General features: G+C 62.4%; 42 protein-coding genes and 1 pseudogene. 5 read left to right on the top strand and 38 right to left on the bottom strand.

What is annotated here, in order from left to right; translation table 11 throughout:
* The 3 genes from ACR0P8_RS05270 to ACR0P8_RS05260 form a co-directional block, all read right to left on the bottom strand.
* The coding region (locus ACR0P8_RS05270) for a hypothetical protein (RefSeq protein ID WP_432624123.1) at nucleotides 1-446 on the bottom strand (446 nt) is incomplete at its 3' end.
* Between the two features lie 25 nt (nucleotides 447-471).
* Entirely contained in the window at nucleotides 472-690 is a 219-nt protein-coding gene (locus ACR0P8_RS05265; protein ID WP_432624122.1) for a hypothetical protein, read from the bottom strand.
* Nucleotides 687-905, bottom strand: a complete 219-nt coding sequence (locus tag ACR0P8_RS05260) for a hypothetical protein (protein ID WP_432624121.1) — start codon at nucleotides 903-905, stop codon at nucleotides 687-689. Before ACR0P8_RS05260 ends, ACR0P8_RS05265 begins: the two co-directional genes overlap by 4 nt.
* A gap of 83 nt (nucleotides 906-988) precedes the next feature.
* Here ACR0P8_RS05260 and ACR0P8_RS05255 point away from each other — a divergent pair, with 83 nt between their 5' ends.
* Nucleotides 989-1,669: a hypothetical protein gene (locus ACR0P8_RS05255; protein ID WP_432624120.1), complete on the top strand. Its 681-nt coding sequence runs from the start codon at nucleotides 989-991 to the stop codon at nucleotides 1,667-1,669.
* Here ACR0P8_RS05255 and ACR0P8_RS05250 read toward each other — a convergent pair.
* Nucleotides 1,656-2,645 (bottom strand): nuclease-related domain-containing protein, encoded by a 990-nt coding sequence (locus ACR0P8_RS05250; protein WP_432624119.1) that lies wholly within the window; start codon nucleotides 2,643-2,645, stop codon nucleotides 1,656-1,658. The genes ACR0P8_RS05255 and ACR0P8_RS05250 overlap by 14 nt on opposite strands.
* 82 nt (nucleotides 2,646-2,727) lie before the next feature.
* On the opposite strand from ACR0P8_RS05250, the gene ACR0P8_RS05245 reads away from it, so the two are divergent.
* From ACR0P8_RS05245 to ACR0P8_RS05235, 3 genes are all read left to right on the top strand, one after another.
* Nucleotides 2,728-3,135 (top strand): hypothetical protein, encoded by a 408-nt coding sequence (locus ACR0P8_RS05245; protein WP_432624118.1) that lies wholly within the window; start codon nucleotides 2,728-2,730, stop codon nucleotides 3,133-3,135.
* Nucleotides 3,136-3,181: 46 nt separating this feature from the next.
* The gene (locus ACR0P8_RS05240) at nucleotides 3,182-3,349 is read left to right on the top strand and encodes a hypothetical protein (protein ID WP_432624117.1); all 168 of its coding nucleotides are present in this window, start codon (nucleotides 3,182-3,184) and stop codon (nucleotides 3,347-3,349) included.
* 560 nt (nucleotides 3,350-3,909) lie between these two features.
* Nucleotides 3,910-4,473, top strand: coding sequence for a PBECR4 domain-containing protein (locus ACR0P8_RS05235; RefSeq protein ID WP_432624116.1), 564 nt, complete (start codon nucleotides 3,910-3,912; stop codon nucleotides 4,471-4,473).
* A gap of 396 nt (nucleotides 4,474-4,869) precedes the next feature.
* Here the strand turns inward: ACR0P8_RS05235 and ACR0P8_RS05230 are convergent, their stop codons facing one another.
* From ACR0P8_RS05230 to ACR0P8_RS05180, 11 genes are all read right to left on the bottom strand, one after another.
* Entirely contained in the window at nucleotides 4,870-5,586 is a 717-nt protein-coding gene (locus ACR0P8_RS05230) for a hypothetical protein (RefSeq protein WP_432624115.1), read from the bottom strand.
* Complete coding sequence (locus tag ACR0P8_RS05225) at nucleotides 5,583-5,831, bottom strand: hypothetical protein (RefSeq protein ID WP_432624114.1); 249 nt, start codon at nucleotides 5,829-5,831, stop codon at nucleotides 5,583-5,585. The genes ACR0P8_RS05230 and ACR0P8_RS05225 overlap by 4 nt, the downstream gene beginning before the upstream one ends.
* A 25-nt stretch (nucleotides 5,832-5,856) precedes the next feature.
* Nucleotides 5,857-6,129 carry a hypothetical protein gene (locus ACR0P8_RS05220; RefSeq protein WP_432624113.1) on the bottom strand — a complete coding sequence of 91 codons (273 nt, stop codon included), beginning with the start codon at nucleotides 6,127-6,129 and terminating at the stop codon, nucleotides 5,857-5,859.
* The gene (locus ACR0P8_RS05215) at nucleotides 6,092-6,853 is read right to left on the bottom strand and encodes a hypothetical protein (RefSeq protein WP_432624112.1); all 762 of its coding nucleotides are present in this window, start codon (nucleotides 6,851-6,853) and stop codon (nucleotides 6,092-6,094) included. The genes ACR0P8_RS05220 and ACR0P8_RS05215 overlap by 38 nt, the downstream gene beginning before the upstream one ends.
* A gap of 112 nt (nucleotides 6,854-6,965) precedes the next feature.
* On the bottom strand, nucleotides 6,966-7,595 hold the full coding sequence (locus ACR0P8_RS05210; RefSeq protein WP_432624111.1) for a hypothetical protein: 630 nt from the start codon (nucleotides 7,593-7,595) through the stop codon (nucleotides 6,966-6,968).
* Nucleotides 7,592-8,071 (bottom strand): hypothetical protein, encoded by a 480-nt coding sequence (locus ACR0P8_RS05205; RefSeq protein WP_432624110.1) that lies wholly within the window; start codon nucleotides 8,069-8,071, stop codon nucleotides 7,592-7,594. Before ACR0P8_RS05205 ends, ACR0P8_RS05210 begins: the two co-directional genes overlap by 4 nt.
* A 6-nt stretch (nucleotides 8,072-8,077) precedes the next feature.
* A complete protein-coding gene (locus tag ACR0P8_RS05200) occupies nucleotides 8,078-8,443 on the bottom strand; it encodes an Ig-like domain-containing protein (RefSeq protein WP_432624109.1) in 366 nt (121 codons plus the stop codon).
* Nucleotides 8,436-8,906, bottom strand: coding sequence for a hypothetical protein (locus tag ACR0P8_RS05195; protein WP_432624108.1), 471 nt, complete (start codon nucleotides 8,904-8,906; stop codon nucleotides 8,436-8,438). The genes ACR0P8_RS05200 and ACR0P8_RS05195 overlap by 8 nt, the downstream gene beginning before the upstream one ends.
* A 214-nt stretch (nucleotides 8,907-9,120) precedes the next feature.
* Nucleotides 9,121-9,732, bottom strand: coding sequence for a hypothetical protein (locus ACR0P8_RS05190; protein WP_432624107.1), 612 nt, complete (start codon nucleotides 9,730-9,732; stop codon nucleotides 9,121-9,123).
* 2 nt (nucleotides 9,733-9,734) lie between these two features.
* Nucleotides 9,735-10,280 (bottom strand): hypothetical protein, encoded by a 546-nt coding sequence (locus tag ACR0P8_RS05185; RefSeq protein ID WP_432624106.1) that lies wholly within the window; start codon nucleotides 10,278-10,280, stop codon nucleotides 9,735-9,737.
* A gap of 4 nt (nucleotides 10,281-10,284) precedes the next feature.
* Nucleotides 10,285-10,629, bottom strand: a complete 345-nt coding sequence (locus ACR0P8_RS05180; RefSeq protein ID WP_432624105.1) for a hypothetical protein — start codon at nucleotides 10,627-10,629, stop codon at nucleotides 10,285-10,287.
* 124 nt (nucleotides 10,630-10,753) lie between these two features.
* Here ACR0P8_RS05180 and ACR0P8_RS05175 point away from each other — a divergent pair, with 124 nt between their 5' ends.
* Nucleotides 10,754-11,038 carry a hypothetical protein gene (locus ACR0P8_RS05175; RefSeq protein WP_270313350.1) on the top strand — a complete coding sequence of 95 codons (285 nt, stop codon included), beginning with the start codon at nucleotides 10,754-10,756 and terminating at the stop codon, nucleotides 11,036-11,038.
* Between the two features lie 69 nt (nucleotides 11,039-11,107).
* On the opposite strand, the gene ACR0P8_RS05170 is transcribed toward ACR0P8_RS05175, so the two are convergent.
* The 23 genes and pseudogenes from ACR0P8_RS05170 to ACR0P8_RS05060 all read right to left on the bottom strand — a co-directional run.
* Nucleotides 11,108-11,347, bottom strand: a complete 240-nt coding sequence (locus tag ACR0P8_RS05170) for a hypothetical protein (RefSeq protein ID WP_432624104.1) — start codon at nucleotides 11,345-11,347, stop codon at nucleotides 11,108-11,110.
* 32 nt (nucleotides 11,348-11,379) lie between these two features.
* Nucleotides 11,380-11,736: a hypothetical protein gene (locus tag ACR0P8_RS05165; RefSeq protein WP_432624103.1), complete on the bottom strand. Its 357-nt coding sequence runs from the start codon at nucleotides 11,734-11,736 to the stop codon at nucleotides 11,380-11,382.
* Nucleotides 11,736-12,014: a hypothetical protein gene (locus tag ACR0P8_RS05160; protein ID WP_151907983.1), complete on the bottom strand. Its 279-nt coding sequence runs from the start codon at nucleotides 12,012-12,014 to the stop codon at nucleotides 11,736-11,738. The genes ACR0P8_RS05165 and ACR0P8_RS05160 overlap by 1 nt, the downstream gene beginning before the upstream one ends.
* 83 nt (nucleotides 12,015-12,097) lie before the next feature.
* A complete protein-coding gene (locus ACR0P8_RS05155; protein ID WP_432624102.1) occupies nucleotides 12,098-12,316 on the bottom strand; it encodes a hypothetical protein in 219 nt (72 codons plus the stop codon).
* A complete protein-coding gene (locus ACR0P8_RS05150; protein ID WP_432624101.1) occupies nucleotides 12,303-12,554 on the bottom strand; it encodes a hypothetical protein in 252 nt (83 codons plus the stop codon). The genes ACR0P8_RS05155 and ACR0P8_RS05150 overlap by 14 nt, the downstream gene beginning before the upstream one ends.
* 67 nt (nucleotides 12,555-12,621) lie before the next feature.
* Nucleotides 12,622-12,927: a hypothetical protein gene (locus ACR0P8_RS05145; protein ID WP_432624100.1), complete on the bottom strand. Its 306-nt coding sequence runs from the start codon at nucleotides 12,925-12,927 to the stop codon at nucleotides 12,622-12,624.
* A complete protein-coding gene (locus tag ACR0P8_RS05140; RefSeq protein ID WP_151907981.1) occupies nucleotides 12,924-13,463 on the bottom strand; it encodes a hypothetical protein in 540 nt (179 codons plus the stop codon). Before ACR0P8_RS05140 ends, ACR0P8_RS05145 begins: the two co-directional genes overlap by 4 nt.
* On the bottom strand, nucleotides 13,460-13,954 hold the full coding sequence (locus ACR0P8_RS05135) for a hypothetical protein (protein WP_432624099.1): 495 nt from the start codon (nucleotides 13,952-13,954) through the stop codon (nucleotides 13,460-13,462). The genes ACR0P8_RS05140 and ACR0P8_RS05135 overlap by 4 nt, the downstream gene beginning before the upstream one ends.
* Entirely contained in the window at nucleotides 13,951-14,424 is a 474-nt protein-coding gene (locus ACR0P8_RS05130) for a hypothetical protein (protein ID WP_432624098.1), read from the bottom strand. The genes ACR0P8_RS05135 and ACR0P8_RS05130 overlap by 4 nt, the downstream gene beginning before the upstream one ends.
* Nucleotides 14,425-14,428: 4 nt before the next feature.
* Nucleotides 14,429-14,947, bottom strand: a complete 519-nt coding sequence (locus ACR0P8_RS05125; RefSeq protein ID WP_432624097.1) for a hypothetical protein — start codon at nucleotides 14,945-14,947, stop codon at nucleotides 14,429-14,431.
* A 4-nt stretch (nucleotides 14,948-14,951) separates the two neighbouring features.
* Entirely contained in the window at nucleotides 14,952-15,242 is a 291-nt protein-coding gene (locus tag ACR0P8_RS05120) for a hypothetical protein (protein ID WP_151907977.1), read from the bottom strand.
* 11 nt (nucleotides 15,243-15,253) lie between these two features.
* Nucleotides 15,254-15,715: a hypothetical protein gene (locus ACR0P8_RS05115; RefSeq protein WP_432624096.1), complete on the bottom strand. Its 462-nt coding sequence runs from the start codon at nucleotides 15,713-15,715 to the stop codon at nucleotides 15,254-15,256.
* 28 nt (nucleotides 15,716-15,743) lie between these two features.
* Nucleotides 15,744-16,136 carry a hypothetical protein gene (locus ACR0P8_RS05110; protein ID WP_432624095.1) on the bottom strand — a complete coding sequence of 131 codons (393 nt, stop codon included), beginning with the start codon at nucleotides 16,134-16,136 and terminating at the stop codon, nucleotides 15,744-15,746.
* Between the two features lie 110 nt (nucleotides 16,137-16,246).
* Entirely contained in the window at nucleotides 16,247-16,771 is a 525-nt protein-coding gene (locus tag ACR0P8_RS05105) for a Clp protease N-terminal domain-containing protein (protein ID WP_432624094.1), read from the bottom strand.
* Nucleotides 16,772-16,782: 11 nt separating this feature from the next.
* A complete protein-coding gene (locus ACR0P8_RS05100) occupies nucleotides 16,783-17,046 on the bottom strand; it encodes a hypothetical protein (RefSeq protein ID WP_151907975.1) in 264 nt (87 codons plus the stop codon).
* Between the two features lie 58 nt (nucleotides 17,047-17,104).
* Nucleotides 17,105-17,500 (bottom strand): hypothetical protein, encoded by a 396-nt coding sequence (locus ACR0P8_RS05095; protein ID WP_432624093.1) that lies wholly within the window; start codon nucleotides 17,498-17,500, stop codon nucleotides 17,105-17,107.
* Between the two features lie 246 nt (nucleotides 17,501-17,746).
* Nucleotides 17,747-19,069, bottom strand: a complete 1,323-nt coding sequence (gene tnpB / locus ACR0P8_RS05090) for an IS607 family element RNA-guided endonuclease TnpB (RefSeq protein ID WP_432624092.1) — start codon at nucleotides 19,067-19,069, stop codon at nucleotides 17,747-17,749.
* A pseudogene (locus ACR0P8_RS05085) lies at nucleotides 19,056-19,202 on the bottom strand (IS607 family transposase); the annotation flags it as partial. The gene tnpB and the pseudogene ACR0P8_RS05085, both read right to left, overlap by 14 nt.
* A gap of 122 nt (nucleotides 19,203-19,324) precedes the next feature.
* A complete protein-coding gene (locus ACR0P8_RS05080; RefSeq protein WP_432624091.1) occupies nucleotides 19,325-19,873 on the bottom strand; it encodes a hypothetical protein in 549 nt (182 codons plus the stop codon).
* The gene (locus ACR0P8_RS05075; protein ID WP_270308380.1) at nucleotides 19,870-20,235 is read right to left on the bottom strand and encodes a hypothetical protein; all 366 of its coding nucleotides are present in this window, start codon (nucleotides 20,233-20,235) and stop codon (nucleotides 19,870-19,872) included. The genes ACR0P8_RS05080 and ACR0P8_RS05075 overlap by 4 nt, the downstream gene beginning before the upstream one ends.
* Before the next feature lie 284 nt (nucleotides 20,236-20,519).
* Nucleotides 20,520-20,774, bottom strand: a complete 255-nt coding sequence (locus ACR0P8_RS05070) for a hypothetical protein (RefSeq protein ID WP_432624090.1) — start codon at nucleotides 20,772-20,774, stop codon at nucleotides 20,520-20,522.
* Nucleotides 20,775-21,415: 641 nt separating this feature from the next.
* Nucleotides 21,416-22,324, bottom strand: coding sequence for a class C sortase (locus ACR0P8_RS05065; protein WP_432624089.1), 909 nt, complete (start codon nucleotides 22,322-22,324; stop codon nucleotides 21,416-21,418).
* A gap of 96 nt (nucleotides 22,325-22,420) precedes the next feature.
* On the bottom strand, nucleotides 22,421-22,802 hold a 382-nt coding region (locus tag ACR0P8_RS05060; protein ID WP_432624088.1), incomplete at its 5' end, for a prealbumin-like fold domain-containing protein.

Genomic DNA, 22,802 nt, shown 5'->3' with positions numbered 1-22,802 from the left:
TCCCAAAGCGGGTCCACGTCGGCCACGGCATGCCGCCGCGCCCATCGGGCCGCGCGGGTCGTCTTCAGCCCGGCCCGCCATTCGAGAAAAAGGTCGGCGGGCATACCGTCGGGGTCCGCCGCCCATTCCGGCCGGCCGGTGCGGACATTCAGTTCCAGTCCGACGCCGTGGACGCGGGTCAGCCGCGCCTCCGTCGGCTCCGGCTCGCCATGCCGGGCGGCGGCTGCCTTCAGGTCGCGGCCGAGCGCCGTCACCCTTTCACGGGCGAGTTCGCGCTCGTCGGGCGGGAGCTCCATGTACCGGCCGGAGCCGAGGCCGAGCAGTGCGTCCGCGTCGGCGAATCCGTTGTAGGCGGTCCAGCAGACGTACACGGCGTGCGTGGTCCCATTGTCGGCCGCATCCAGCATGGCGCGGCAGATGGCGCGCCTTTCGTTCTCCCAGGTCATGGGAACGTGTATGCGTCCGCTTCCGTCAGCAGTAGAGCAGGGCCATGCCGGGCGCGGCCGGGTCGGTCGTGTTCAGGTTGGAGACGACCTTCTCGACCGAGTCGCCGTATTTCAGGCCGTGTTCGGCCAGTAGCCGCAGCCCCTCCCTGAGATCATCCTCGCAACCGTCATACTGCTCGCCGCGTTCGCTGTGCAGGATGCGATCGTAGTTGCGCTCAATGGCGAATTCAACCAGGTCGTTCACAAATACATCCTCATGACGCCCGGGGCGGCCGGGTCCACCGTGTCGAGGAACGCGGCCGTGTCGGCCGGGGAGGAACCCTTGCCAAGCTCGTCTTTGGCCATGAGGGCGAGTCCCTCCCTAAGCCAATCCTCATGGCCGACGTACGCAGCACCGCGTCCGTCATGCAGGATGCGTTCGAAGTTGCGGTCGATGGACCGCTGGATCGTTTCGTTCATACCTTTTCTCCTTGTCTTGGAAAGCCTTTTTCACACGCTTATGCGTCCCACTGCGCATATCCCCCGTATGAAAGGAGCTGGACATGGCGGACACTACGAACAGAAGGCGCGAACCCAAGGGAATACCGACCGGAGGACGTTTCGCACGCGGATCATCCGGTGCGGGCGATGCCTCCGATCTGACCGCACCGGCGGAGGATTCCGTTCTGGGTGGGGTCGACGCGGTCGACATGGGATGCCCGGCCGACGGCTCGAACAGGTTCTATGAGGTCAAAGGACGCGACGGGGCAAAACTGTTCGCGTCATGCATCGGCGCACTGAAGGATGATGGCAATCCGTTTGCGGCGGCCGTCGACGTCCATGCACCGGAGGAATACGAACGATACCGTATGTTCCTCACGGAGGATGGCAAAGCGGGGTTCGCCATCGCCGAGGGTGATGAGCTGGTGTCCGTGTTCTCCCGTCCCGGAAAGCACGCCGGCGGGGATGTCGTCGCCAAGGCGGTGGAGCTCGGCGCCCGCAGGCTTGACTGCTATGACATTCAAGGCGCATTGCCTTGCCTATACGGTTCCCACGGTTTCAAGTCCGTCGCCTACGTGGACTGGAACGACGATTACGCTCCGGATGGCTGGGACTACGGCACGCTCGGGCGCCCCCGCGTGCTCGCCATGGCCGTCACCGACGACCCGCCCGCCGAACCGGCGGAGCACGTCGGATACGACGAGGCGGTCGCCATGGCCAGGGATGTGGCTAGGCGTTCTTGACGAGCTTGTACAGGTAGTAGTCGGACTGCTTGCTCGGAGTGCCCTCGGAGGAGAACGACGCGGCCCATTCGTCGGCGGTGGTGACCGGCACCCCGCCCGGGAAGACGGTGCCGCGCATGACGCCGTACGTGCCGCGCGCCGTGCGTGACAGTAGCACGACCGGGCGCACGTCGACGCCCGGCAGCGCCTTGCGGATCTCGTCCGCGGCCCACGCCATGTTGCCGGACGCATGGTAGGAGCGGTCGGGCGCTATTCCGTCGAGCGAGGCCAGCGGCACGCCCTCGACGTTCGCGTCCGGGCCGTAGGCTCTCAGGTCGTACGGTTTCCACGAACCCGGGTCGGCGGTGGTGGGCACCAGCCACATGCCGTCGCGGGCGGGCGCGTAGTGTTTGGCGTCCAGCAGCCAGACGGTCCGTCCGGTCGCCACGATGACGTCGATGTCCGCGGCGCCCGACGCATCGCCCGGATTGTGGCAGGACAGGTAGACCCGCGCGCCCTTCAGGTCCTTGGATGCGAGCATGTGGGCGACCGACAGCTCCCCCTTGACGCCGGCGGCCACGTTGTAGCCGGTTATGCCGGAGGCCTCGCCGCCCGCCTCCAGGCCGCCTGCCGGTGTGCCCATCACATCCGGTGACGCAAGCCAGTCATGGAACGCGAACGCGTCCACGCCATAGTCCGCGTCGGCCGGTCCGGACGGGCGTACGAGCGGGGCCAGCGTGGTCTCGCGGCGCACGCGCGCCGCGGGGTGCTCGTGCCGTTCCTCCGGCGCGTACGAGGCGGGCTTGGGGCTTGGTGTGTTCCCGGTTCCTGAAGACGTTTTTCCGGACGGGGAGAGCAGTAGCAACAGGAGCAGGACGACCAGCGCCCACCCCCAATGCCCGGTCAGCAGCAGTATCAACGCGGCGCATGCGAGAAGAAAGGTCATGACGGAGGCTATGCGTCGCGCATAGCCGGAACGCATGACGAATCTGATCATCGCCGGTGGAACCCGCCGGGAACGCTCCCTGACCCTGCTCGGACGGCTCGAGGGAGGCACGGGCCGCCGTTGGCTCGTCGCCGTGCCCTGCGGCCTGCCGCATGACATGCCCGACGGCATCCATGGCATCGGACTCAACGACCTCGGCGGCGCGTTGGACGCCGTGGGGCGCGTGCGGCCAGGCGACACGCTCGCCGTCGAGTCGGTCGACTACTGGGCCATGGGCGCCTCGGAGCCCATCCCGAATCCGGACAACAATCCGAACGTGGCCCGCTGGAACGCGATGGCCGCGGCGGCCGCCCGCAAGCGGGCCCGCTTCCGCCACGCCATGCAGTCCCTGCCTGACGGCGCGACCATCATGATGACGGCCTCCACGCTGGAAACGGCCGAGCGGCTGCTCGGCGCGTTCCCGATGGGTGTCTCCTGCATCAGCTGCGAGCGGTTGGACCTGGACCGCTGCACCGCCTTCCGTCCCGGCATGGCCGCCTGAACCACCGGGACGCATGACGAGGGCAACGGAGAAAAAGGAGCCCGTCATGAAGACCATCGGAAAAGCCGTCTACACCATCGTTTGCCTCGCATTGCTCGCGGCGACCATCACCGCCCAATCGCAGGGCTGGACCACCACGTTCTATCTGGCGTTCCTCGCCGCCGCCACACCGGGCGCGACCATGTGGGCTTGGCGTCGTCTGATGCGCGCATAGCATGAAGGCGTCCGCCAGGGGCGGTGGTTGTCTTCTCTCCCTCACTAAAACCCCCTGAAACCGCCGCCTTGGGCGGACAATGCGACAGGGGCGGAATCATTGGCATGATGATTCCGCCCCTGTCGCTTATTCCAGCCCTTCGCCCAGCCGGATGATCTCCTCCACGGCTTTTCGGCGCCGGTCGCATTCCCTTTTGCCCCGCCATGCCTCCTCTGAGGAGAACGTCGGCGGGTCCGTGGACAGGGGCGTCAGACGCCTCAGTCCGACCATGTTGATATTATTGCAGGTAACAGCTTTTGGCCCATGCTTGGACTTTCCGGTCGGGTCAGGCCATGGGCTGGAAAGAATCCGAGCCAGCTACCGTGAGCGCATCCCCGTGCATTGACCTGCGCGGACGTGAATGGGCGTTGTAGGCCAGCAGTCGGCCGAAGCATTGGAATGTGTGACTGCGTATCCTCGTCAAGAGGCTTTGTCATGTAGCCGACAGTAACGAATGGTTTGGATTTGACGGGAAAGGCGACTGGTCATCGCCTTTCCCCTTTTTTACGAAAGGCCTCTTAGTGAACGGCAATCAGCTTTTGGCGAGGGCAAGAGAAGGTGCCGAATGGTATGAGGCTAACCTTGTCGGACGTGAGACGACCATCTACTGTAAGGATGGTTTTTGTTTTGCAATCTCTTGGCATCGTGAATGTTATCCACATCTGACGGGCTTGTATCTGCGTAGAGCGAAGAACGATTCGAGACCGGTCTCCCCTGGGGTGTTCTATGAGCTACTACTTCGAAAACGTCATCTGGATGCGAAGAGGCTGGGATTCACCGACAACCACCATTTCGCCGACCTGAAGGCAGAGGTGCTGCTGGAGGCCATCAATCCGAAAAACACGCATCTCGTGTATGAGATAACATCAGGTGTCTTCCTTCTCGGAATGGGTGACATGGGGTATTGCCTCGGGCTTGTCCGAGATGTCGGACTGTCTTACGGAGAGAGAAACGTTTATCGACCGAAGTCCGTTTTCAATGGCGACATACTTAATGCGAAGGGATTCTCCATACAAACCGTCCATGATGTGACTGACGTCGTAACCCGATTCGCTCCAACCCTGTCCGTCTCTCCTCATAGCTGAGTTTTCGATATAAAGACAGTGCCCATCGTCTTTCTAAAGATGGTGGGCACTGTCTGAGGCGGGTATCATTGATGGCGACCTCCAACAATCCAGCAATCGGGCCATTTGGGTCAATGTCAGGGCATTCCGCCTTTCGTCGTCCATTTCCCCTCCTAAAGATTGGATAGGATCCGCGCGGCGGTCAGCCCGTGGAGGTCGATTCCTTCAAGCCGTCGAACGAGGTCCTCCGCCGTATACTCCACGCCCTCCTTCGCCGCGATGACCATGTCCGCCAGGGGCGGTGGTTGTCTTCTCTCTCTCACCAAACCCCCTGAACCGCCGTCCAAAGCGGACAATGCGACAAGGGCGGGACCATCGGCATGATGGCCCCGCCCTTGTGGTTCTTTGCGAGATGAATCAATAACCATTGCCATTTGGGCCCCAAACGTCGAATAAGTCAGAGTCGTCTCCCTGTATGGCCGTGAAACGACCTAAGGAGTCACGTCCTTGGTGTTGTGACACTCGGGGCAGCGAGGTTATTTGTCTTTTTCTGGCTTCGGCCTCCATGTCTGAGGCTATCCCTGTTCTTCCATGGTCCTTGAGGATATTGGAAAGCTCCTCCAGGGTCTGTGGGGGTTTGTTGTGTCTCCTGACCATCTTCTCCGCCGAATCCCAAAAAACCGTTGGATGACAATGAAAAACGGTTTGCAGGAACATATCCGTAGATGTTGTCGAAATTCCAAACAGTCTCTGAATGCCTTTGATGTCGAAATCCTTGAGATTGTCGGTCACGAGACAATCTGCATTGCAGGCAATCGCTCCCGCCAGGATTTGCGTATCGTCGAGGTCGTTGACGTATTTTTCCGCAATTGAGGAATACAATTCCCATTTCGATGCAGGAACCATGCTTTCCGGAAAGGCGTACCTCATGGCATCTATACGTCTGCAAGCTTTCCTAAAAGCATCCTCTGAACCTGATTCTTCGAGCCTTTCGGGGAGATGTTCCTTTAATTCATCAAAAACGTACTCAGACCAATATGGACGCAACATACCGCCTGTTTCCGATAGGGACAACAATAGATCCGTTTCCGTTATTCCCAACAGTACGTTCGTATCCAAAAAGGCGGAGATCATTCCAGCCCCTCCCCTAAGTGAATGATTTCCGTCAACGCCTCCTGGCGCCTATCGTATTCCTTCTTGCCCCGTTGGGCCTCCTCTTGGGAAAAAACCAACGGATTCGTCGATAAAGGAGTCAGCCTCCCCAGCTCGACCAGATTGAGTACGACCTGCTTGGGACAGCCCAACAATTGAGCCATTTGATCCACCGTCAGGGCATTTCGTTTTGCAATCGCCGTTCTTAAGCGTGCCTTCAGATTCATCGCAACCTCCTTTCTGTTGTTCATTTTATGCGGCCATGCGTCCCGAATCTACCTTATGTTTGCCCGCCCATGGGCGCACCCTGCGCGCCCCGTCGGCGTCGACCCGGTACATGATGGACACGCCCTCGAATGCGAACAACGGCTTGGAGCTCCCCTTCACGGGCGCCAGCCATTGGTCCAAGGTGCCCGTCACCGCCCTGATGCGCGCCATGCTCGACAGATTATGCCGCACCGCGCGGGCGAGCATGCCCGCGGCGGTCTCATTGTCCGGTTTGGTCTCCCTCAGCTCCGGAAACATCCGATTCTCCCTCCTGCGTCTGGTTCCGCCCGTCGTCATGCGTCCCGGAGTCCGTGTCCGTCGATTGCGATTGGCTTTGACTGTCGTCGGATTGGGCCGGCTGGCTTTGGGGCGCGGCATCCGTTTCCGGTTCCGTCGTCGCGGCCGGGGCCTGCCCCTGCGCCGTCGGTGGGGCGGGAGTCGGGCATGATGTGACGGTGCGGACCCTCTCCCTGACCACGGTGCGCTTGACGACTTTCGTCCTCACCGGCTCCGGTTGGCCGGCCTCGTAGGCGGTCCAGCCGCCCAGCACGGCCAGCGAGGCGGCGAGCATGGCGGCGACGGCGATCAGGAGCACGGGCCTCCGGTCGACGCGCGGCGTGCGCTCCAGCGGGACGGCCTCCTTGGGCGCATGGCGGGCCACCATGTCCGCGAAGCGGTCCGCCTTGGCCGGGTCGGGCACGCGGAGCGTCCAGACGGACCGCGTAAGCGCTCCGGGGCGCGTGGGTATGCCGGTGGCTTTGCTGTCCGGAGCGACGACGTCGATGACGAGGAAGGCCGCGTCCGGCGTGGTCATGACCTGGACTCCGCGCACCGAGCCGATGGGCGCGGTGGCGTACGCGCAGCGCCGGCGGTCGGCCTCGCGCCCCCAGCGCTCGAGGCGGATGACGTGCCCGTCGAACGTGGCGCGCCCTTCGATGGCGTCGAGTGACGGTTCGGGCGGGTATGATGATGGCGTGGGCATGACCTGGACTCCTTTGAAGGCATAAGGAAAGGGCGGACCGGCGGCCCGCCCTTGGGATGACGGCGATGGGCTATGCGGCGGCCGGAGAGACGGAAGGCCGATCATCCATGCCTTAGTCCTCCCGGAACAGCCCAAGCTTGTATACCGCGTCAAGGAACTCCTGCCACGTCCGCGCCCCGATGGCGCGGCGCATGTGCCCCCTCAGTCCATCGTCCATGACGGCCGTGGACGTCGGCGGCGCCCAGCCCGTATCCGCGCGCTCCCCGTTCGGCAGGCGGTCGGAGAAGCCGGTGAACATCCTGTCCAGGACGCCGGAGTTTGACTGCAACTCCCGAAGCCTCTCCCCCAGCCTGACGGCGAGCGCCGCGTCGGCCGGGTCATCCATGGGCGTGTACACGGCCCACGTCCCATGCTCCCAGCGGTTCACATCGCACCAGCGCCACCAGACGTGCAGGCCCGCGGCCGCATCGGCCATCGTGGCGTCATGGGCGCCGTCGTGCCAACGCTCCGGATGGCGCTCCAGATATTCGTCGACCGTGACACCCCATGCGCCGTCGAGGCTCATGTCGGCGCGGATGTCCCGCAGGGCGGCATGGGCCGTGGCAGGCTGGGCGTCGAAGCCGCGCGGGACCGGACCCGCGCACCAGGCGTCGCGGCGGGCTGTCGAGTCGAACGCATGGACATGGTACGGGATGATCGGCATGTCCGTCCGGGTCAGCACTGCGTAGTATCTGCGTGTCATAAGTCCTCTTCCATCCAATGCCGTTCGCGGTACACGAGGCGGTCGACCACCAGATTCGGAGCGAGGCCCTTTCCAACCGCCTTGACGGCAGCACGGCCCGCGCGGGCGGCGAGGGCGAGCGCGCCCTCCGGGGTCCGCGCGAAGACGTCCATCGTGGACAATCCGCTCACCCTCGCACCCGGGCGCTTGGCGTCGGTCCGGCGCTCCACATCGGGCAATGCCGTGATCTCATACAATCCGCCATCGGCGGCCAGGGTCATGCGCGCGGCGCTCCAGAGCGCGGCGGCCTTCATCGTCGGCATCGGGGCGCCGACGGTCGCATCATGCTCCGCGGCGTACAGGTCGGCGGCGTCCTTGGAACCGAACAGCACGGTCGCGCCGTGCGCGTCGGCCACCGGCCAGAGCCGGCCGGTCTCATGGAATACGTGTCTCATGTCCGCTCTCATGCGTCCCGACATCGTCTCCATGTCCACCATGATCCATCACTCCTTTTGGTTTTGCCGCGGCGAAACGATCTCCACCCGGTAGGACCCCTTGACGGTCGTCTTGATCTTGAATCCGCCGTTCCGGTCGGTGACGTCTCTGGCGGGATTTCCGTTGTCATCCCTGTAAGGGGTGCCATTGTCCCGGATGACCGTGATCGTCGCGCCGGGAATGGGATTGCCCTGTCGGTCGGTGAGGGTGCTCTCCAGGGTGATTTGCCGACCGTGGATTGCGGTCTCCAACCGGTCGATCCCGTCCGCCAATTGGGGTTCGAGGAGCAGCCCGATGAGAGCCAATGCCGCGACCAGTTGGACCAAGCTCAAAACCAGCTTTATCCACAGCAGGACTTTGTCGGCTCTATTCATCTTCGTCCGTCCTCCGCCCTGTCCTGCTCAGGATGTAGCCGTCGAGGTGCAGCTGGAGCAGGCTCACATACTGTCCGTCGTCCACGTTGTCTTCCGGTTTCGCATACAGTCCCACGTTCAGGAGTGCGACCGGCAGTCCGGTGCGTTCCTCCCGTTCGATGTGGAACGGTATCTCCTCCTGACCGTCGGCGTCGTCTCGGATGGCCACACCGTAGTCGCCCACCTGCGGCTGGACGTCCTGACTGCTGTCGTCGATGTCTTCATAGTTGAGACAGGACGGCAGAAATGGATTAGGAACGTTTTTCAATCGGGCAATGGTGGATTCGTAGGCTGTGGTGAGGCCGTCGTAGAAAGTGTATTTCTCCAACAGTTCCTTGTCCGGGGTTTCGGAGTCTTTGACGGCCTTGTCCCATTGTTGTTCCAACCATGCTATGAGGTCGGATTTAGGTTCTGACTGATTCATGTGGGGGTTCCTTTTTGCGGATGCTTCTTTGAGGTTCAGCATGATTCATCCTTTTCCAAAGCTTTGAGCAGCGTTTCGGCCATGTGGACGCGCCATGCGTGTAGGTCGCAGAAAACCTCGGCCTCGTCCATATCTACCCATCTGCCGTCGAACGGGCTTTGGTAGGACTCGTTTGACGGCAGTGGCGTTATTCTTCCGCCCGCCGGTGAAGCCATTAAACCGTCCGTTCTACGTGCGACGCGAATTCCAACGCCTTCTCGCCCTTGTCGGTCAGCGCGTCGAACACTTGGTCGATGTAGTATCTGCGTTCCATCGCGCCCAGTTCACGTAGCCGTTGCGATTCCTCCGCCGGTTCGACCACGCCATACGGTTTAAGGTCTGTCAGGATTGCGATGTCCCGCTCGCCCAACAGTGGCGGGTCGTCGGGTTCCAGCAACGCTTTCAGACGGTTGGCCTTGTTCTCCATGTCGGATACGACTGCGGCCAGCGAATCGGGCATGGGCGTATCCGTACCTTCGCACAGGTCTGCCCACTGTTTGTGCTTGTCTTTCGCCTTGTCGAGGTATTCGTCCGCTGCGAGATTGATTATCCGCACGCGGAACTCGTCGAAGTTGCAGACTCCTTTATGCTGGTCGTAATCCCGCCAGACGAAGGTGCCGTTCGGACGAATCGAGCATTCGAGGAACACGTACGCCTTGTTAGGGTCGCGGATGTCCGCTACACAGTCGGAGTATTCCGATTCGGTTAGAGCGAACTCCACGCCTTCCTTGCTCAGCCTGTCCAATAGGTCGCGGACGGATTGCAGCGTCTTCTCGATTCTCAGCATGCTCACTCCCTGTCCAGTCGGCGCACGTCGGCCAGCATGTGCGATGCGGCCTGACGGCGCGTCTCATACGGGCTGCCAAGCTCCTCGCCCAGCAGCCACCCTTCGAACACGGACACCGGGTCATGTCCGGGGTATTTGTCGCAGGACTCGCATACGCACATGTACCGTTCGGCCATATCCTCGGTGTCCTTCGCCTCCTGTTCGTCGTGGAGCGTGCTTCGGCACCATTCGGCGCCCTTGTCGAACTGTTCCTTCAGCCACATGAGCCGGTCGGTGCGCGGCATGGGCGCGGCCAGCAGTCGGGCCAGCTCGTCCAATGCCTGTTCCTCGCCCATGCCGGCCGTATTGAGGACGGTTGTATCTTCGACAAGCTCGTATCGCGTGCGGACGATGCGAATGGTGTTGGTGTCAGTGTCGGGAAGTCCGACGACGACTTCGCATCCCGCTTGAGGGTTGTATGCGGTGATGCGTCCGAATTGGTGGTCGTTGTACACATGCCAGTCCGGCAGTGTGCAAGTGACGGTGTTGAGGATGTCGCGTGTTTTCATTTCGTCAGTTCCATTCTTTCGGCGCGACGACAATCCAGCCGTTCGACAGCGGGTATACTTCGCAGGGTTTGTCAGATTCCAAATCGTCGTCCAACGGATTCCAGTCTTCGAGACCGTCGTGGGCGATTTCGTCGTTGAGCGCCCCGCTGTGGATGCGTTCGGTTTCGACGTGGACGTCCTCCGGTTGGAGGAAGAGGAACGAGAATGGTTCGAGCATTGGTTCGAAAAGATACGGTAGTCCGTCATTGGCGCCCCAGTTGGCGACCACGTTCATGTGTCGTCCGTCATCCGTTTCCACGAGGATGATTCCCGATTCCTGTCCGGTGATGTCGTGCAGATTGATGGTCATGATCGGCTCCTTTTCCGTCGTGCCGGGGACATGCGTCCCGGACGGGCGGATGGCGGCACGGACCGGGACGCATGAGGAGATTTGTCCGGCAGGAAAATCCCGGCGAGCGGAAAAGGAGCCGAAAATGGAAGTAACGCGCATCCATATCGAAGGAATCGTGAAGGGGCTTGGTGTCAACGGCGTCAGGGAGACGTTCATCGACACCACCGACCCCATTGATCTGACCAAGCCGTTCTTCGCCGTCACGGGCGTGAAGAACGTGTCCGAGTATGCTTGGAAGCATTACTGTGATGGGAATTATGGTTTAGTGGAATGCTGGGATAGGACGGCCATCGAGAACCCGCGCAAGTATGTCATCTCCACCGCGCACATCGCGTTCGTGGAATATTGGGAGCGCGAGCAGGCGTAAGGCATAAGGAACATCCCCACAGCCCATGCTTCCATGGGCTGTGGGGATGTTCCTTTGACGGATTTTGAGCTACTCCTCCGCCTGCCGAATCAGCCAACGCCCGAAGGCGGCCGCCATTTCGCGGGTGAGCAGCACCGTGCCGTGCTGGTCGTCGGGTGTATCGAACGACAATGCCACGCCAGCCTTCAACGGTTGGTAGCTGATCAGCCCGAACGGTCCGTCTTTGACACCCAGGCGTTGTCCATCCTCCCAGGTCGCCTCCCCCGCGTGCGACAGCACCTCGTCCGGATCTTTGCGATCGTAGGTCATATTCCGTATCCTTCCGTTGGTGTCAGGAGTACCTATGCCCCGGTCTCCAGCCTCGCCAGCCGCGCATTGAAGTCCATGTCAGGAAGGCTCTCCCGCACGTCCCCGCGCCGGGCCAGTTTCACGATGTCGTCGCGCATGTGCCAGGCGTCGGCCAGCAGGCTTTCCTCCGTGACGGACTCGAAGCCGTCGCCGTATTCCTTGCGTCGCACCCAATGGGCGCCCGGATCGTAATCATCCGAATGGACAAACGCCTCATACAGGGTGGGCGCGGAGTACTCCAAATCGTCCGGCTCGTACACGTCAGCCCACCACATCTCGTCATAGCCGTAGCCACCCATGGCGCGGGCCATATCCAGCAACAGCCAGCAGTTCTCCTCGGTGTCTCGCATTAGTCCTCCATATACGAATGCAACGTGGCGCGGCGCTCCCTTTGCAGGGGCATCCCCCACTCCTCGGCCTCGGCCTTCAGATCCTCATCCGGGTCCTTGTCTGGGTCGGGGATGACACCGATGTCGCCGTTGGTAAGGAATTCGCCAGTTCCGATGCGGATGTCGGCCGGGGCGAGCGACCAGCCGGGCGCGATGGTATCATCGTCGTCCATGATGGGTCTGTCCATCACCTCAGATGGCAGGTTTCTTAGCTGTTCGATGAGTTGGTTCGGCGTCATGGCCGTCCTCCTTTCCGTAGCGTTCTTCGACCTCTTCGACGTATTTATCGTCGAACGACCGTCTGAGCCGTTCCCAGTATTCCCTAGGCGTCATGGCCGTCCTCCTTGTTCTTGTCCGAGAAATCCTTGACGCGCCGGAGCGTCTGCCTCAGCGCGTCGAAGCGGCCCTGCAGATACATGCGGCCGTTCCGGTCCAGTCTTGGCGAGTACGCGGCCTCGGCCTGCGCCTCGTCTATACGATCGGAGATCCAGCCGGCGAGCTCTTCCAAGGCGTCCGCACCGTCCGGCCTATTCAGCGTCATGGTCATTCTCCCCGCCTTCCGATTGCTTATCGCGGCCTTCCTTGCCGTCGGCTTCGTCCCACGCGTCCCCCAGTTCGATGATTCCGACGAGTTCGTAACCATACAGCCGCCGGACGCGCTCGAAGTATTCCTCCTCGGGGGGTCGTGTCAGCTCTCCAGTTCGATGATGTAGGAGACATTCGCCGGCGGGGTTCTCCGCCTGTTCCACGCTCATTGGCTCGATGTCCTTGACACCCATATTCGGCTCCTTTGGTTTTCGGCCGCGCCTTTTGTGGTCATGCCAAGGCCATGCGTCCCGGCGCGGGCTACTCCGTCTTTTCGGTTGCTTTTGTGGCGTTCGCCCAATCGCAGGACAGGCCGCCCTTGCGATAACCGATCAGGACGGCGCACGTCACGCGACGACCGTCGCGCAGCTTCATCTCGCATTCCCTAACGCTGTAACCTTCCCCAGTGCGGCCGTCGTCGTAACTGGCGCAGTCGGTGACGGATTTCTCCGTTCCGGCCTCCGACTGGGTGCCGGTGTCTTCCGCAACGGATTCGTCACATCCGGCGCACATCAGACATACCGGGACCAGAAGTGTCGCCAGGGCCTTTCTTGAAAAACCGTTCACTTTTCCTCCTTTGTCTTCAGGGCATCGCCGCCTATGTCGTAAAGACCGACCTTGTCGCCTTTGATATAAACCGTCACATGCTGCGTGTGCTTGTCTGAGTGGGCGACGCAATCCCAATTGCCATCCTTCAACCGCGAATCAGGCAAATCCTCGCCGTCAAAGACACCTTCGCCGCCTATCCTCTTGCAACCATCCAGAGCATCCAGATCCCAAGTTCTTTCTATCTGCTTGGATAATGTGGGTGGCTTCGTGCTGGAGGTCGAATGGGAGGGTAATTGTTCTGACATGAACATGAGAATCACTCCCACGATAGCCAACGAGAACATGCACATGATGATGTGGGACGTTTTTCCATGTTCGATATCCTCTCCCGTGGCGTAGGCGTACACTGTCACAGCCAAGACAAGGACTGCGGCCACTATCGCCAACGTCATGCCGATTTCATTGCAAATGTAGGCCGGGCTTCCGGGTGTTGCATTATTGGATGGGGAGTAGGATTTCCAAGCTTCTTCCCATTTTGAGAAATCGACCATCATTCGTCCTTTCCGGTTGGTTTCAGCGCCTTGCCGTTCGTGTCGTAGAGCCATACCCTGTCGCCCGACGCGACTAGCAGGCTCATGTCGTGCGCCTTTCCTTTCGCGTCCACGTACTCGCATTCGTACCTGCCCTGACTGGGCATGTACTTGGAGTCGAGGATGGTCGGGCAAGACAACGCCTCCAATCCGGCCTGTCGCGCCACCTGTTCGGTGAACGTGGTGTCCTTCGGGAGAACGAGAAGACCGGGGTTCAACGTCAGGAGCAGTCCGAAGCCGCCCACAAGGGCCAGACATATGACGAATTTGGTGTCCTCCAGCAATGGCTGGGCGTCCCGTGGGATACGATGCGTCGCGCGAAGCGCCAAGCGTCTGCCCGCCCGCCAGACGACGCCCAGCACGGCGAAAACCAGCACCGTGGTCAACGTCGCCATATATATGGCGTCCCCGAAACTGTTGTGGGAACCGTTCGCCCACTCGGTCAGGTCAATCATTTCATTTCCTTTCCTTGATTGTCGTAGAGTCCCACTTTGTTGTTCGCCGTCACGATGAGCGTCACGTCCTTCAGGGCCGAATCGTCCCTGCCGTCCGAGACGGTGCGCCGGTATGTGCCCGCGTCGGGCAGGTCGGACGTCGCGTCCATAACCTTGGCCGGGCATGACAGGTTGCGCACGCCGAACTCCTTCTCGACCTGAACGGTGAAGATGGCGGTATCGGATGACTTATCCTCGGCCTCTGTGGACGATTCCTCCTGACCTGCGACCGCAAGGCCAAGCATCGCCACCAGAAAGGCTCCGGCAAGCAGCACGCCGAAAACGAACTCGAATACCCCCTCAAGAGCATCCATCAGGAGAAAACAGACCATCCCGACGATAAGCAGACCGGCTACACAGCAGAGGAAGATGGGCCACAGGTTCGCTTCGCCTTTGGTGCTCAACTCCGCCCATTTCGAGAAATCCTTCAATGTTCTAATCCTTTCCTTTCGCCAACAACGCCTTGCCGTCGGCTTTGTACAGGCCGACCTTGTCGCCCTTGATGTGAACGGTCACTTCGGTTCGCTGGTTGTCGGCGTAGGCCACGCACTTCCAGTCGCCATCCTCAAGACTGGACTTAGGGAGTTTTGGACTATCCATCAGCCCATGGCCCATGTTTTCGCAATCATCCAACTCGTTCAGATTCCATGCCCCCTCGATTTGCTCGGACAATGTGGGCGGTTCGGATATGTGGACGTCGTTGTGGGATGGCAGGAAGGATGACGCGAGCAGCAATGCGACGCCCAGAAGGGCCGCCAGAGACGACGCCACGCTCGTCGTGACCAGTTTGTCCGACTCCGAGGCCAAGCGAATGAAGGCTCCGATAAGACCGCCTATCGCCATTATCAAGCCGATGTTGGAGCAGATGGCGGCGGGAGTGCCGGGGGTGGGGTCGCCGGGATTGGATTCGGCGTATGCGTCCCACATGGCCGCCCATTTCGTGAAGTCCTTCAATGTACTATTCCTTTCCCGTCTGTTTCAGTGCCTTGCCGTCCGTGTCGTACAGGCCGAGTTTGGTGCCGTCCTTTGATACGCGGATTTCGACCAATTCCTTATGTCCTTTTCCGTTGGTCACGTAGCATTTCATGTTCTTGGTCGGCAGGTCGTGGTCGGGGAGGTCGCATTCGGACGAGACCTCCTGCAATCCCCAGATTTGCTCGATTTCCGATTCAAGGCTTGGAGAGGACAAGCCGAAGGACAGGAAGAGGCATCCGAACGCGAGCAGAATCGGAATGACAGATTCAGTCATAAAAACGACGGCTATACATAAAATCGCCCCGACGATAAGGAGTACGCACACATCATCCGTACCGCCCGCTGATTGGAGCCATTGCGAGAAATCATGCATCGTTCCGTTCCTTTCCTTCGTGCCGTCGTTCCCGTTCGAGCATGAGTCGGCAGTAGGTCGCCGCCCACCCGAAGGCGTCCGACTGGCCGTCGTTGTACGTGTAGCCGGCTTCCCCCGTCCTTGGCCTGTTCGGCCTTGCGGAGCCGTTCATCGAACGTGTCGGCCAAATGCTTCAACAGGGCGATTTCCGCGTGTTTCCCACTCGAAGCCTCATCCTCGACAATCATGTCCTGACAGTGCTGGATTGCCCGAGTGTAGGCGTCGAACCCGCCGTATCCGTCGCTCAGGCCGTCTTTGGCGCGCTCCCATTCCCTGTCCGCCTCGTCTCCGAGCCAGTCGATGACCTCGGCCAGTGTTTCGGTCCGTGCGTTCACTCGTCCTCCTCCATCCGCTGCTTTGTCTTTACTTCAGAAAAGTCCGCTCCAATATGTCGGCCATATGCTGGTAAAGCCGGTTCGCCTCGCCCCCGTAGGGCGCGTAGGCCGTCTCGCATTCGAGCCAGTGGATAAACACACGCACAGGGTCGGCGGATAGTCTCGAACGCCAATGGCATAGGCTCCTCCAACGTCCCAGCATGGACTCGCGAAGACCGGCTCGGAACGTGTCGCCGTCGTCACGGATGGCGGTCAGATAATCCTCGACCCTGAGTAGCCGCCGTTCCGACTGCGGCAGTGGACCCGTGACGAACGCGGCGATGCTCTTCGCGTCGAACTCAGGTAGGACGATGCGGTCGATGTCCATGTAGGATGTGTGGCGCGACGCCAGCACGCCGTCGCCGCCCGTGGGATTGTCCATTATCCGCGTCGTGACCCGTCCCCGCCTGACGTCGATGCGGGCGCTCTTCCGTTCCACCCTGCAATCATCGGGCAGAACGGCCTCCAATTCCTCTACGTTCCACAACGGAATCATCGGGCACCCTCCCCATCGAGCGCGGCCTCGAGCATGAGCCGTACGCGGGCGAGGTAGCCGGGATCCATCCCATAGTCCCGTCCGGAAGCCAACGGTCCAGCGGCTTCGATGCCCGCTTGCGCCGCGGCCAGAACCTGCGCCTGCGTCGGCTGGCGGTCGGGCTTTCCGATGCCATGCGAGGCGAGCAGTCCGGCCACTTGGTCGTTGCCCTGGAGGTACCGCAGGATCTCCAGGGTGTCGTTCGCGTGCTTCAGAATGCGGCGGGTGGACAGGTTCGGCACCGGCTTTCCGCCGTCGGCCAGCGGCATGTTCGGAACCGTTCCCATGAGCCGGCGTATCTCCGCCGACTCCAGCCCGTGCGCGCGCAGCAGGCGTCCGGCGAAACCGTCGTCACGGTACAGGGCGTACAGCACATGCGCCACGCCCGCAAGCCCCTGCCCGCGGGATTCCGCCGCCTCCAGCGCGGTGTCCATCAATGAGCCGCGCATTGCGGCGATCCGCTTGTCCGATGTCGAATCCATGTCCGCCCCCCTCAGTCGAAGAAGGCGAGCGCGCGGCGCTCGATGCGGGCGGACATGCCGTACCGGTCCCCGGCCTCCGCGACGTTCTCCGCGTCCGTCAGCTCGGGGTCGGCCATGCCGCAGGACTCGTCTTCAGCCGCGAGGACCTTCTCCACGGAGATATGACTCAACGGCGCGAGGCGGTACCCCACGGCCGGCTTCCCGTCCATGAGCGGACGCCTGCGCACGTCCTTCGGCAGCGCCTTCAACCGCTCGATAAGCTCGTCTATAGTCATGGTCTTGGACTCCTTCCGACCGCGTCCGTCGCGGTCACGTCCGGGCCATGCGTCCCGGTCACATCGCCTTGTACTCGGCCACGAGCCGGTCAAGTTCGGCTTGGGTCCTTTCGATGCGGGACAGGATCTCGTCCCTCGCCAAGGCGTGGAACCGCTCCCTGGCGCCTTCGACGACCCTGTGGGTTCCGCGCCATTCGATGTAGGCGGGGTACTCCCCGCATTCGGGCAGTTCTACGGTGAACGGACCGTTCCACAATCTGAGCAAGCCCAGCCGTTGGGCCTCCTCCGCGATGAAGTCCGCATCCCAATCGTCCGGGGCGGGAAGATGGTCATAGTCGGTGGCGTCGAGGATCGGGCGCACGTCGACCACGATGGTGTCGACCTCATTGATGCGGTCATGGCGGTCCCATTCCTCCAACCGAATCGGGACATCGATCGGTGTATACTCGTTCATTTTCCCAGACTCCTTCCGGCCGCGCCTTTCACAGCCATGTCCGGGCCATGCGTCCCGACTTATTCGCAATAGGCTTCGAGTCCGAGCATGGCGAGGTGCCGCCGGACCTGGCACCAGGGCACTCCAAATCCGCGCGCCATCTCGGGTATGTCCAAGTCGGACGCGAACATGACCCGCATGATCTCGGCGGGCATGAGCAGGGCGTAGGCGAAGTCCCGTTGTAGATGACTTTGTTTTAGCTTGTCGCTAGAGCGAAGTCATCTGCATGGCCTCGTTGCCAAGGCCAGCTCCAAGCCTCACGCGACTTTCGCCGCCGCTTGGTTCGCGTTTCGCCGGATGCCGCGTTGTCCCGCCTTTGGGGCGGGCATGTCTTACGCTTCCTCCACGCGCGTTTAACGTCTCCGGGGCACTCCCGGCGACTTGGATGTTGATGGCCGCGTTCAGGTCGCGGTCGATGACAAGTCCGCACTCCCCGCAATGGTAGACGCGCTCGGACAGGGGCAGTTTGGCTTTCACCGTCCCGCAGTTCGAGCAGGTCTTCGAGCTTGGATACCAGCGGTCGATGACATGGAGCCTCGTGCCGGTGCGTGCGGTCTTGTATTCCAGTTGGCGGCGGAACTCGTGAAAGTCCGCGTCCAGTATGTGTTTGGCAAGCCTCCTGTTATGGCTCATGCCTTGCACGTTGAGGTCTTCGATGCTGATGTCGGAATAATTGTCGGCAAGCCACGTGGTGAGCTTGCTGATGTTGTCGGCTCGTTGGGCGGCTATGCGAGCGTGGATTCGGCGCACACGCTCCAACGCCCTGTTGTACCGTTTCGACCCGCATCCATGGTTCATGCCCCTATCGCGGCGGCTTAACGACTGTTGGGTGTGGCGGAGTTTCCGTTGCGTGCGGACGTAGTTGCGTGGATTGGGGAACGTGGTGCCATCCGATAGGGTGGCGAGGGTCTTGACGCCCAAATCCACGCCGACCTGACGATTACGGTTCTTCCGTTTTCTGTTTTTCGCTGGAACGCTTTCGGTGGGACGCTCGACGGTGAGGGCCGCATACCAGAAGCCCGCATGGCGACTGACGGTCATGCGCACGATTCGTCTGCCGTGGACGCGTTCGGTGGCGTTCTCCATGCAGTGTACGCGTCCGATGCGTGGCAGTTTCAACGCCTTCGGGTCGTCTTCGATAAGGCCGAAGCTGCCGGTCGTATATGCGAAACGCGGGACACTGGAGCGTTTCGACTTGTATTTCGGCCAGCCCACCCTACGGCCCGCGCGCCTGCCCTTCCTGCTGTCCGACCAGTTCCTCAACGCTTGGGACAGCCATTCAAACGCGCTGCTGTACGCCTCCTTGCTGTTCTCTCGCCACCACGGGGCGATTTCGTCCTTCCACTCGTTCCACCAGCGGCGCATCGCGTACAACGTCCAGTCCGGTTTCTCACCCAAGGAGATTTGGCGCTGGACGTGCGCGAGCATCAGATTGTACGCGAAACGCGCACCACCCGCATGGGACTCCAACAGCCGTGTCTGCCGTGGGGTTGGGTCGAGCCGAATTCTAACGGCCTCATACGCGCTCATCGCGCATCGCCTCCAACGCCTTCTCCGCACGGTGCTTGGCTGCGCGGCGTCCGTACAGTCTCGCGCAGAACGAGGTCAGCACCTCGGTCATGTCGCGCACCAGATCATCATCCAGCTCCGTGTCGTCCCCGACCGACGGTACGTCGATGCCTTCGGCGCGGGCGATGGCCGCCGGGTCGACCGGTAGCGCCAGCTGTCCGTCGGGTGTGGCCACGTGTTGAAGCAGCAGGCCGTGCGCGATATTGGATGCCTCGGTCATTCCGCGCCTCCGACCAGCTTCAGGTAGACTTCACCCCATGCGGGATCGCCAGCGTCCCCCAATGGCTCCAGGTGCTGGATGGGCGGCTCGGGCGCGCCTTGGGGCGCGTAGCCAGCCTCATACAGGTCGCGCGCGGAGATGGCGCGCCATTGCCCGTCGATCTCCTCCGGCGGGTCGTCAAGCAGTCGCGTCCACAGGCCTGCGTCGTCGCCCATGTCGTGCCGGAACGCGCAGAAGAGCAGAATGCGCAGGTCGACGGGGCTTCCGTCAAGCCCGTCCGAACCGTCGGGCGCGGCCGTCTCCAGCGTGGCCAGCGCGCGGGTCCATGCGGGCGCGTCGATGGAGTCCCCCGCGTCCGCGGCGGGCCGTATGGCGTCGGCCAGCGCCTCCCGCGCGGCCGCGTCCAGCCGCCCCGCGTTCGCGGCGATGACGTCGGACACGGCTCCGACGACGTAGGTGCGCCGTCCGGCCGCGTAGGCCGTCGCCGAGGCAAGCAGCCGCGCGCGGTCGGCGGCATCCAAGTCCAGATGGCCCGTTCCGCTCATGCCACCGCCTCCAATTGCTCCAACAGCGGCCGCCACTCGTCGCCGGCGACCTCCCCGTCGGCCGTCTCGCACAGCCGGTCGGCCTCGTCGACGAGCGCGTCGGGCACGCCCGGGCGGGCGGCGAGCGCCATGATGCGGTCGTAGCGGTCCATATCCTCCCTGGCGCAGTCGGGGCATTCGAAGACCCCGTCGGGATACTCCACCGCGCACCGGCCGCACAGGCGGACGCCGCACAGGTCGCACGTCGGCGGGTCGGCGGGACTCCAGCCGCCGCAGACCCCGCACCAGCCGTCGCGGCCCAGAACGTCGTCCATGGCCGCGTCCACACGCGCCTCGTAGTCAAGCCCCTCATAGTCGCTCATGTCGGGCTCCTTTCCCTCGATGTTCCGATATGCCGGACATGCGTCCCGGTGCGCACAGCCTTTTCCGGAACGAAGCAAGGAGGCCGTCATGGCGATCGATTCGAAGGGCAACAACCACCAGCCGAAGGGCACGCCCAACGCGGGCAGGTCCCGCGCCCAAGGCGGGCGCCGGTGACGCATGGTACATCGCGGCCATGGTGGATCGGCAGGACAAAAACCGTCCGCACATGAGGACACCCCGGAGCCATACAGTTGGCTCCGGGGTGTCCTCATGTGCATATGGCTTAAGCCAGCATGCACGACGCCACGCTCCACGCAATGGCCAGCAGGGCGGCCACGATGGCCACGATGATGGCGGCGTAAAGCAGGTGATCCACGTCGCGGTCGAACGCCGCCATGACGCAGGCTGTGATGGCGATGACGGCAAGCGTGATGAATGCGGCGAAGAACAGCATCCCCAGCACGGCGCATACCGGTGACGAGGCAGTGGCTCCGGATATACCGGACGTCGGATGGACGAAAACGCGGTTGATAAACATTGCAAAGACTCCTTATGTCCGTGGACAATCCACCCATGCGTCCCGGAGAAACGGAGCCCCCAAGGACATTCGCCCAGTTCCGGGAATGGCTTTATGTTGCCGCGGGCGGCCATCTGAACCGAAAGTCCGGCACAGTCGGCGCGAAGCTTCCGATGGTGACAGTGACGGAAAACCTAATGACTGTAGGACTCACGACGCGGGAAAAGGCATCAGGACAGGAGAATCACTATGAGGCATACGGCACCGAAAATGGCGACGATGAAATATAGAATCAGCCTTATTCCAAGACCGCCTCCCTCCGTCATTCTGCGGACCATGAAAAACTCAATAGCCAAACAGAACAGGATAATAAAATACACACAAAGCTTTGAAACCATGGAAACCCCTTTCCCTCACGCCCATGCGTCCCGGAGACACGGAAAAGCCCCCGGTGCCGATCGATTCGGCTCCGGGGGCCGGAGGGCTCAGATCCTCCGTAGGACCCATCCGCCATACGGCGGATTTTTGACCGGAGCCCATGGGTCGGCTCCCGACCTGGCCGGCCGATCTCGCGACGGCGTCGATGGCCGCCGGCCGGCCGCGACGGATGCCCTCCGTCTGGCGGCTATGCGTCGCGGAAAGACGGGGAGCCTTCCGCCTTCCTAGAGAAACGGGTGCCTCGCCGCCGTGGAATGCCGGATGATGAGGCGGCGCCGCTGGGTCAGGCGGCAGGCGGGCAGGCCGACGAGGCATCCGGCGGCCGCCACCGATCCGGCGGTGCGGACGGCCCCGCCCCAGTCCACGCCGGCCGAGGCATGCCCGCGGGGCGTATACCGCTCCCCCGTGACGAGCAAGCGACGGCTGTTGCCCGTGCCCGTGCAGGTCGCCAGGGTCGCCAAGTCGCGTCCCGGCTCGATGGCCAAGGCCGATGTGTCGGACGGGTCGACCGACCGGATGGATATGACACGGTAGCGCAGGACGAGCCCGTGCGTGTCGATGGAGAATACATCCCCGGCTTTGAGCTCGTCCAGACGGGTGAACAAGGTCGGGGTCAGGACGTTCGAGTGGGCGGACAGGACCGTCCGCGTGCCCCTCCCCCCGACCGGCAGCGACGTGCCGTGCACGTGGCCGGCGCCGATGTCGAGCACACGGGAGGAGGTGCCGTGATAGACGGGCAGAACGACGCCGATCCTAGGCACACGCACGGTCGCCATGACACCGTCGCCGCCGTCCAACTGCCGTTGGTAGCCGGTGTCGGACGCGTACGAGGATTCGACCGCATCGCCCTCCACGGTCTCGCCGATGGACGAGGGGACCTGCGTGGCGGCCAGCCTCGCGTTGTAGGCGCGGGCGTCGGTGATCAGGCGGACCGAGCCGGAATCCGCCTCGGATGCCGCCTCGGCCGTCCGGACCACGGCCGCGTCGGCGGCGACGCGCGCCAGGCCCGTGCCGACGGGCAGCCACAGGCAGGCGAGCGACGCGAGCAGCGCGAGGCCGCGCGCCACGCTCCGCCGCCGGGGGTGCGGGGCCGCGGCGGCGGCCTCGCGTACGAGCCGGTCGAAGTCGTCCACGATGGTCCTCCTTTGCGGGAAAAAGGGACGGCCCCATTCCGTCCGGTCGAAGCGGGATGGGATGGGGCCGCGGGTTCCGCCGGTTCGCGTCATGCGTCAGGCGGCGACCCCGTCGGAGGCGTCCGCGCCGTGGCGGGACTTGATGGTGATGAGCATCACGCCGCCGAGGCCGACCACCGCGACGACCGCCATCGCGGCCATGCTGAACGCGCCGCCGGTCTGCGGCAGCTGGGTCAGCGAGTCGACGTTCTTGGCGGTCAGGGTGTAGCCCTTGTCCTTGTTGCCGTCGAAGCCGGTCTTGAGGTTGTTGTCGTCCTTGGTGACGGTGATGGTGCCGTTGTCGGCGACGGTGAAGTCGATCTTGACAAGCGCGGTCGGGAAGGTCACCATGCCGGCCGGCACGGTGGTCTCCTCGATGCGGTACTTGCCCGCGCCAAGTCCGGCGAAGTTCACCTTGCCGTCATTGCCGGTCTTGAGC

Source organism: Bifidobacterium sp., assembly GCF_050874245.1.
Classification (GTDB): domain Bacteria; phylum Actinomycetota; class Actinomycetes; order Actinomycetales; family Bifidobacteriaceae; genus Bifidobacterium.
This window is presented reverse-complemented; position numbering and strand designations above follow the sequence as displayed.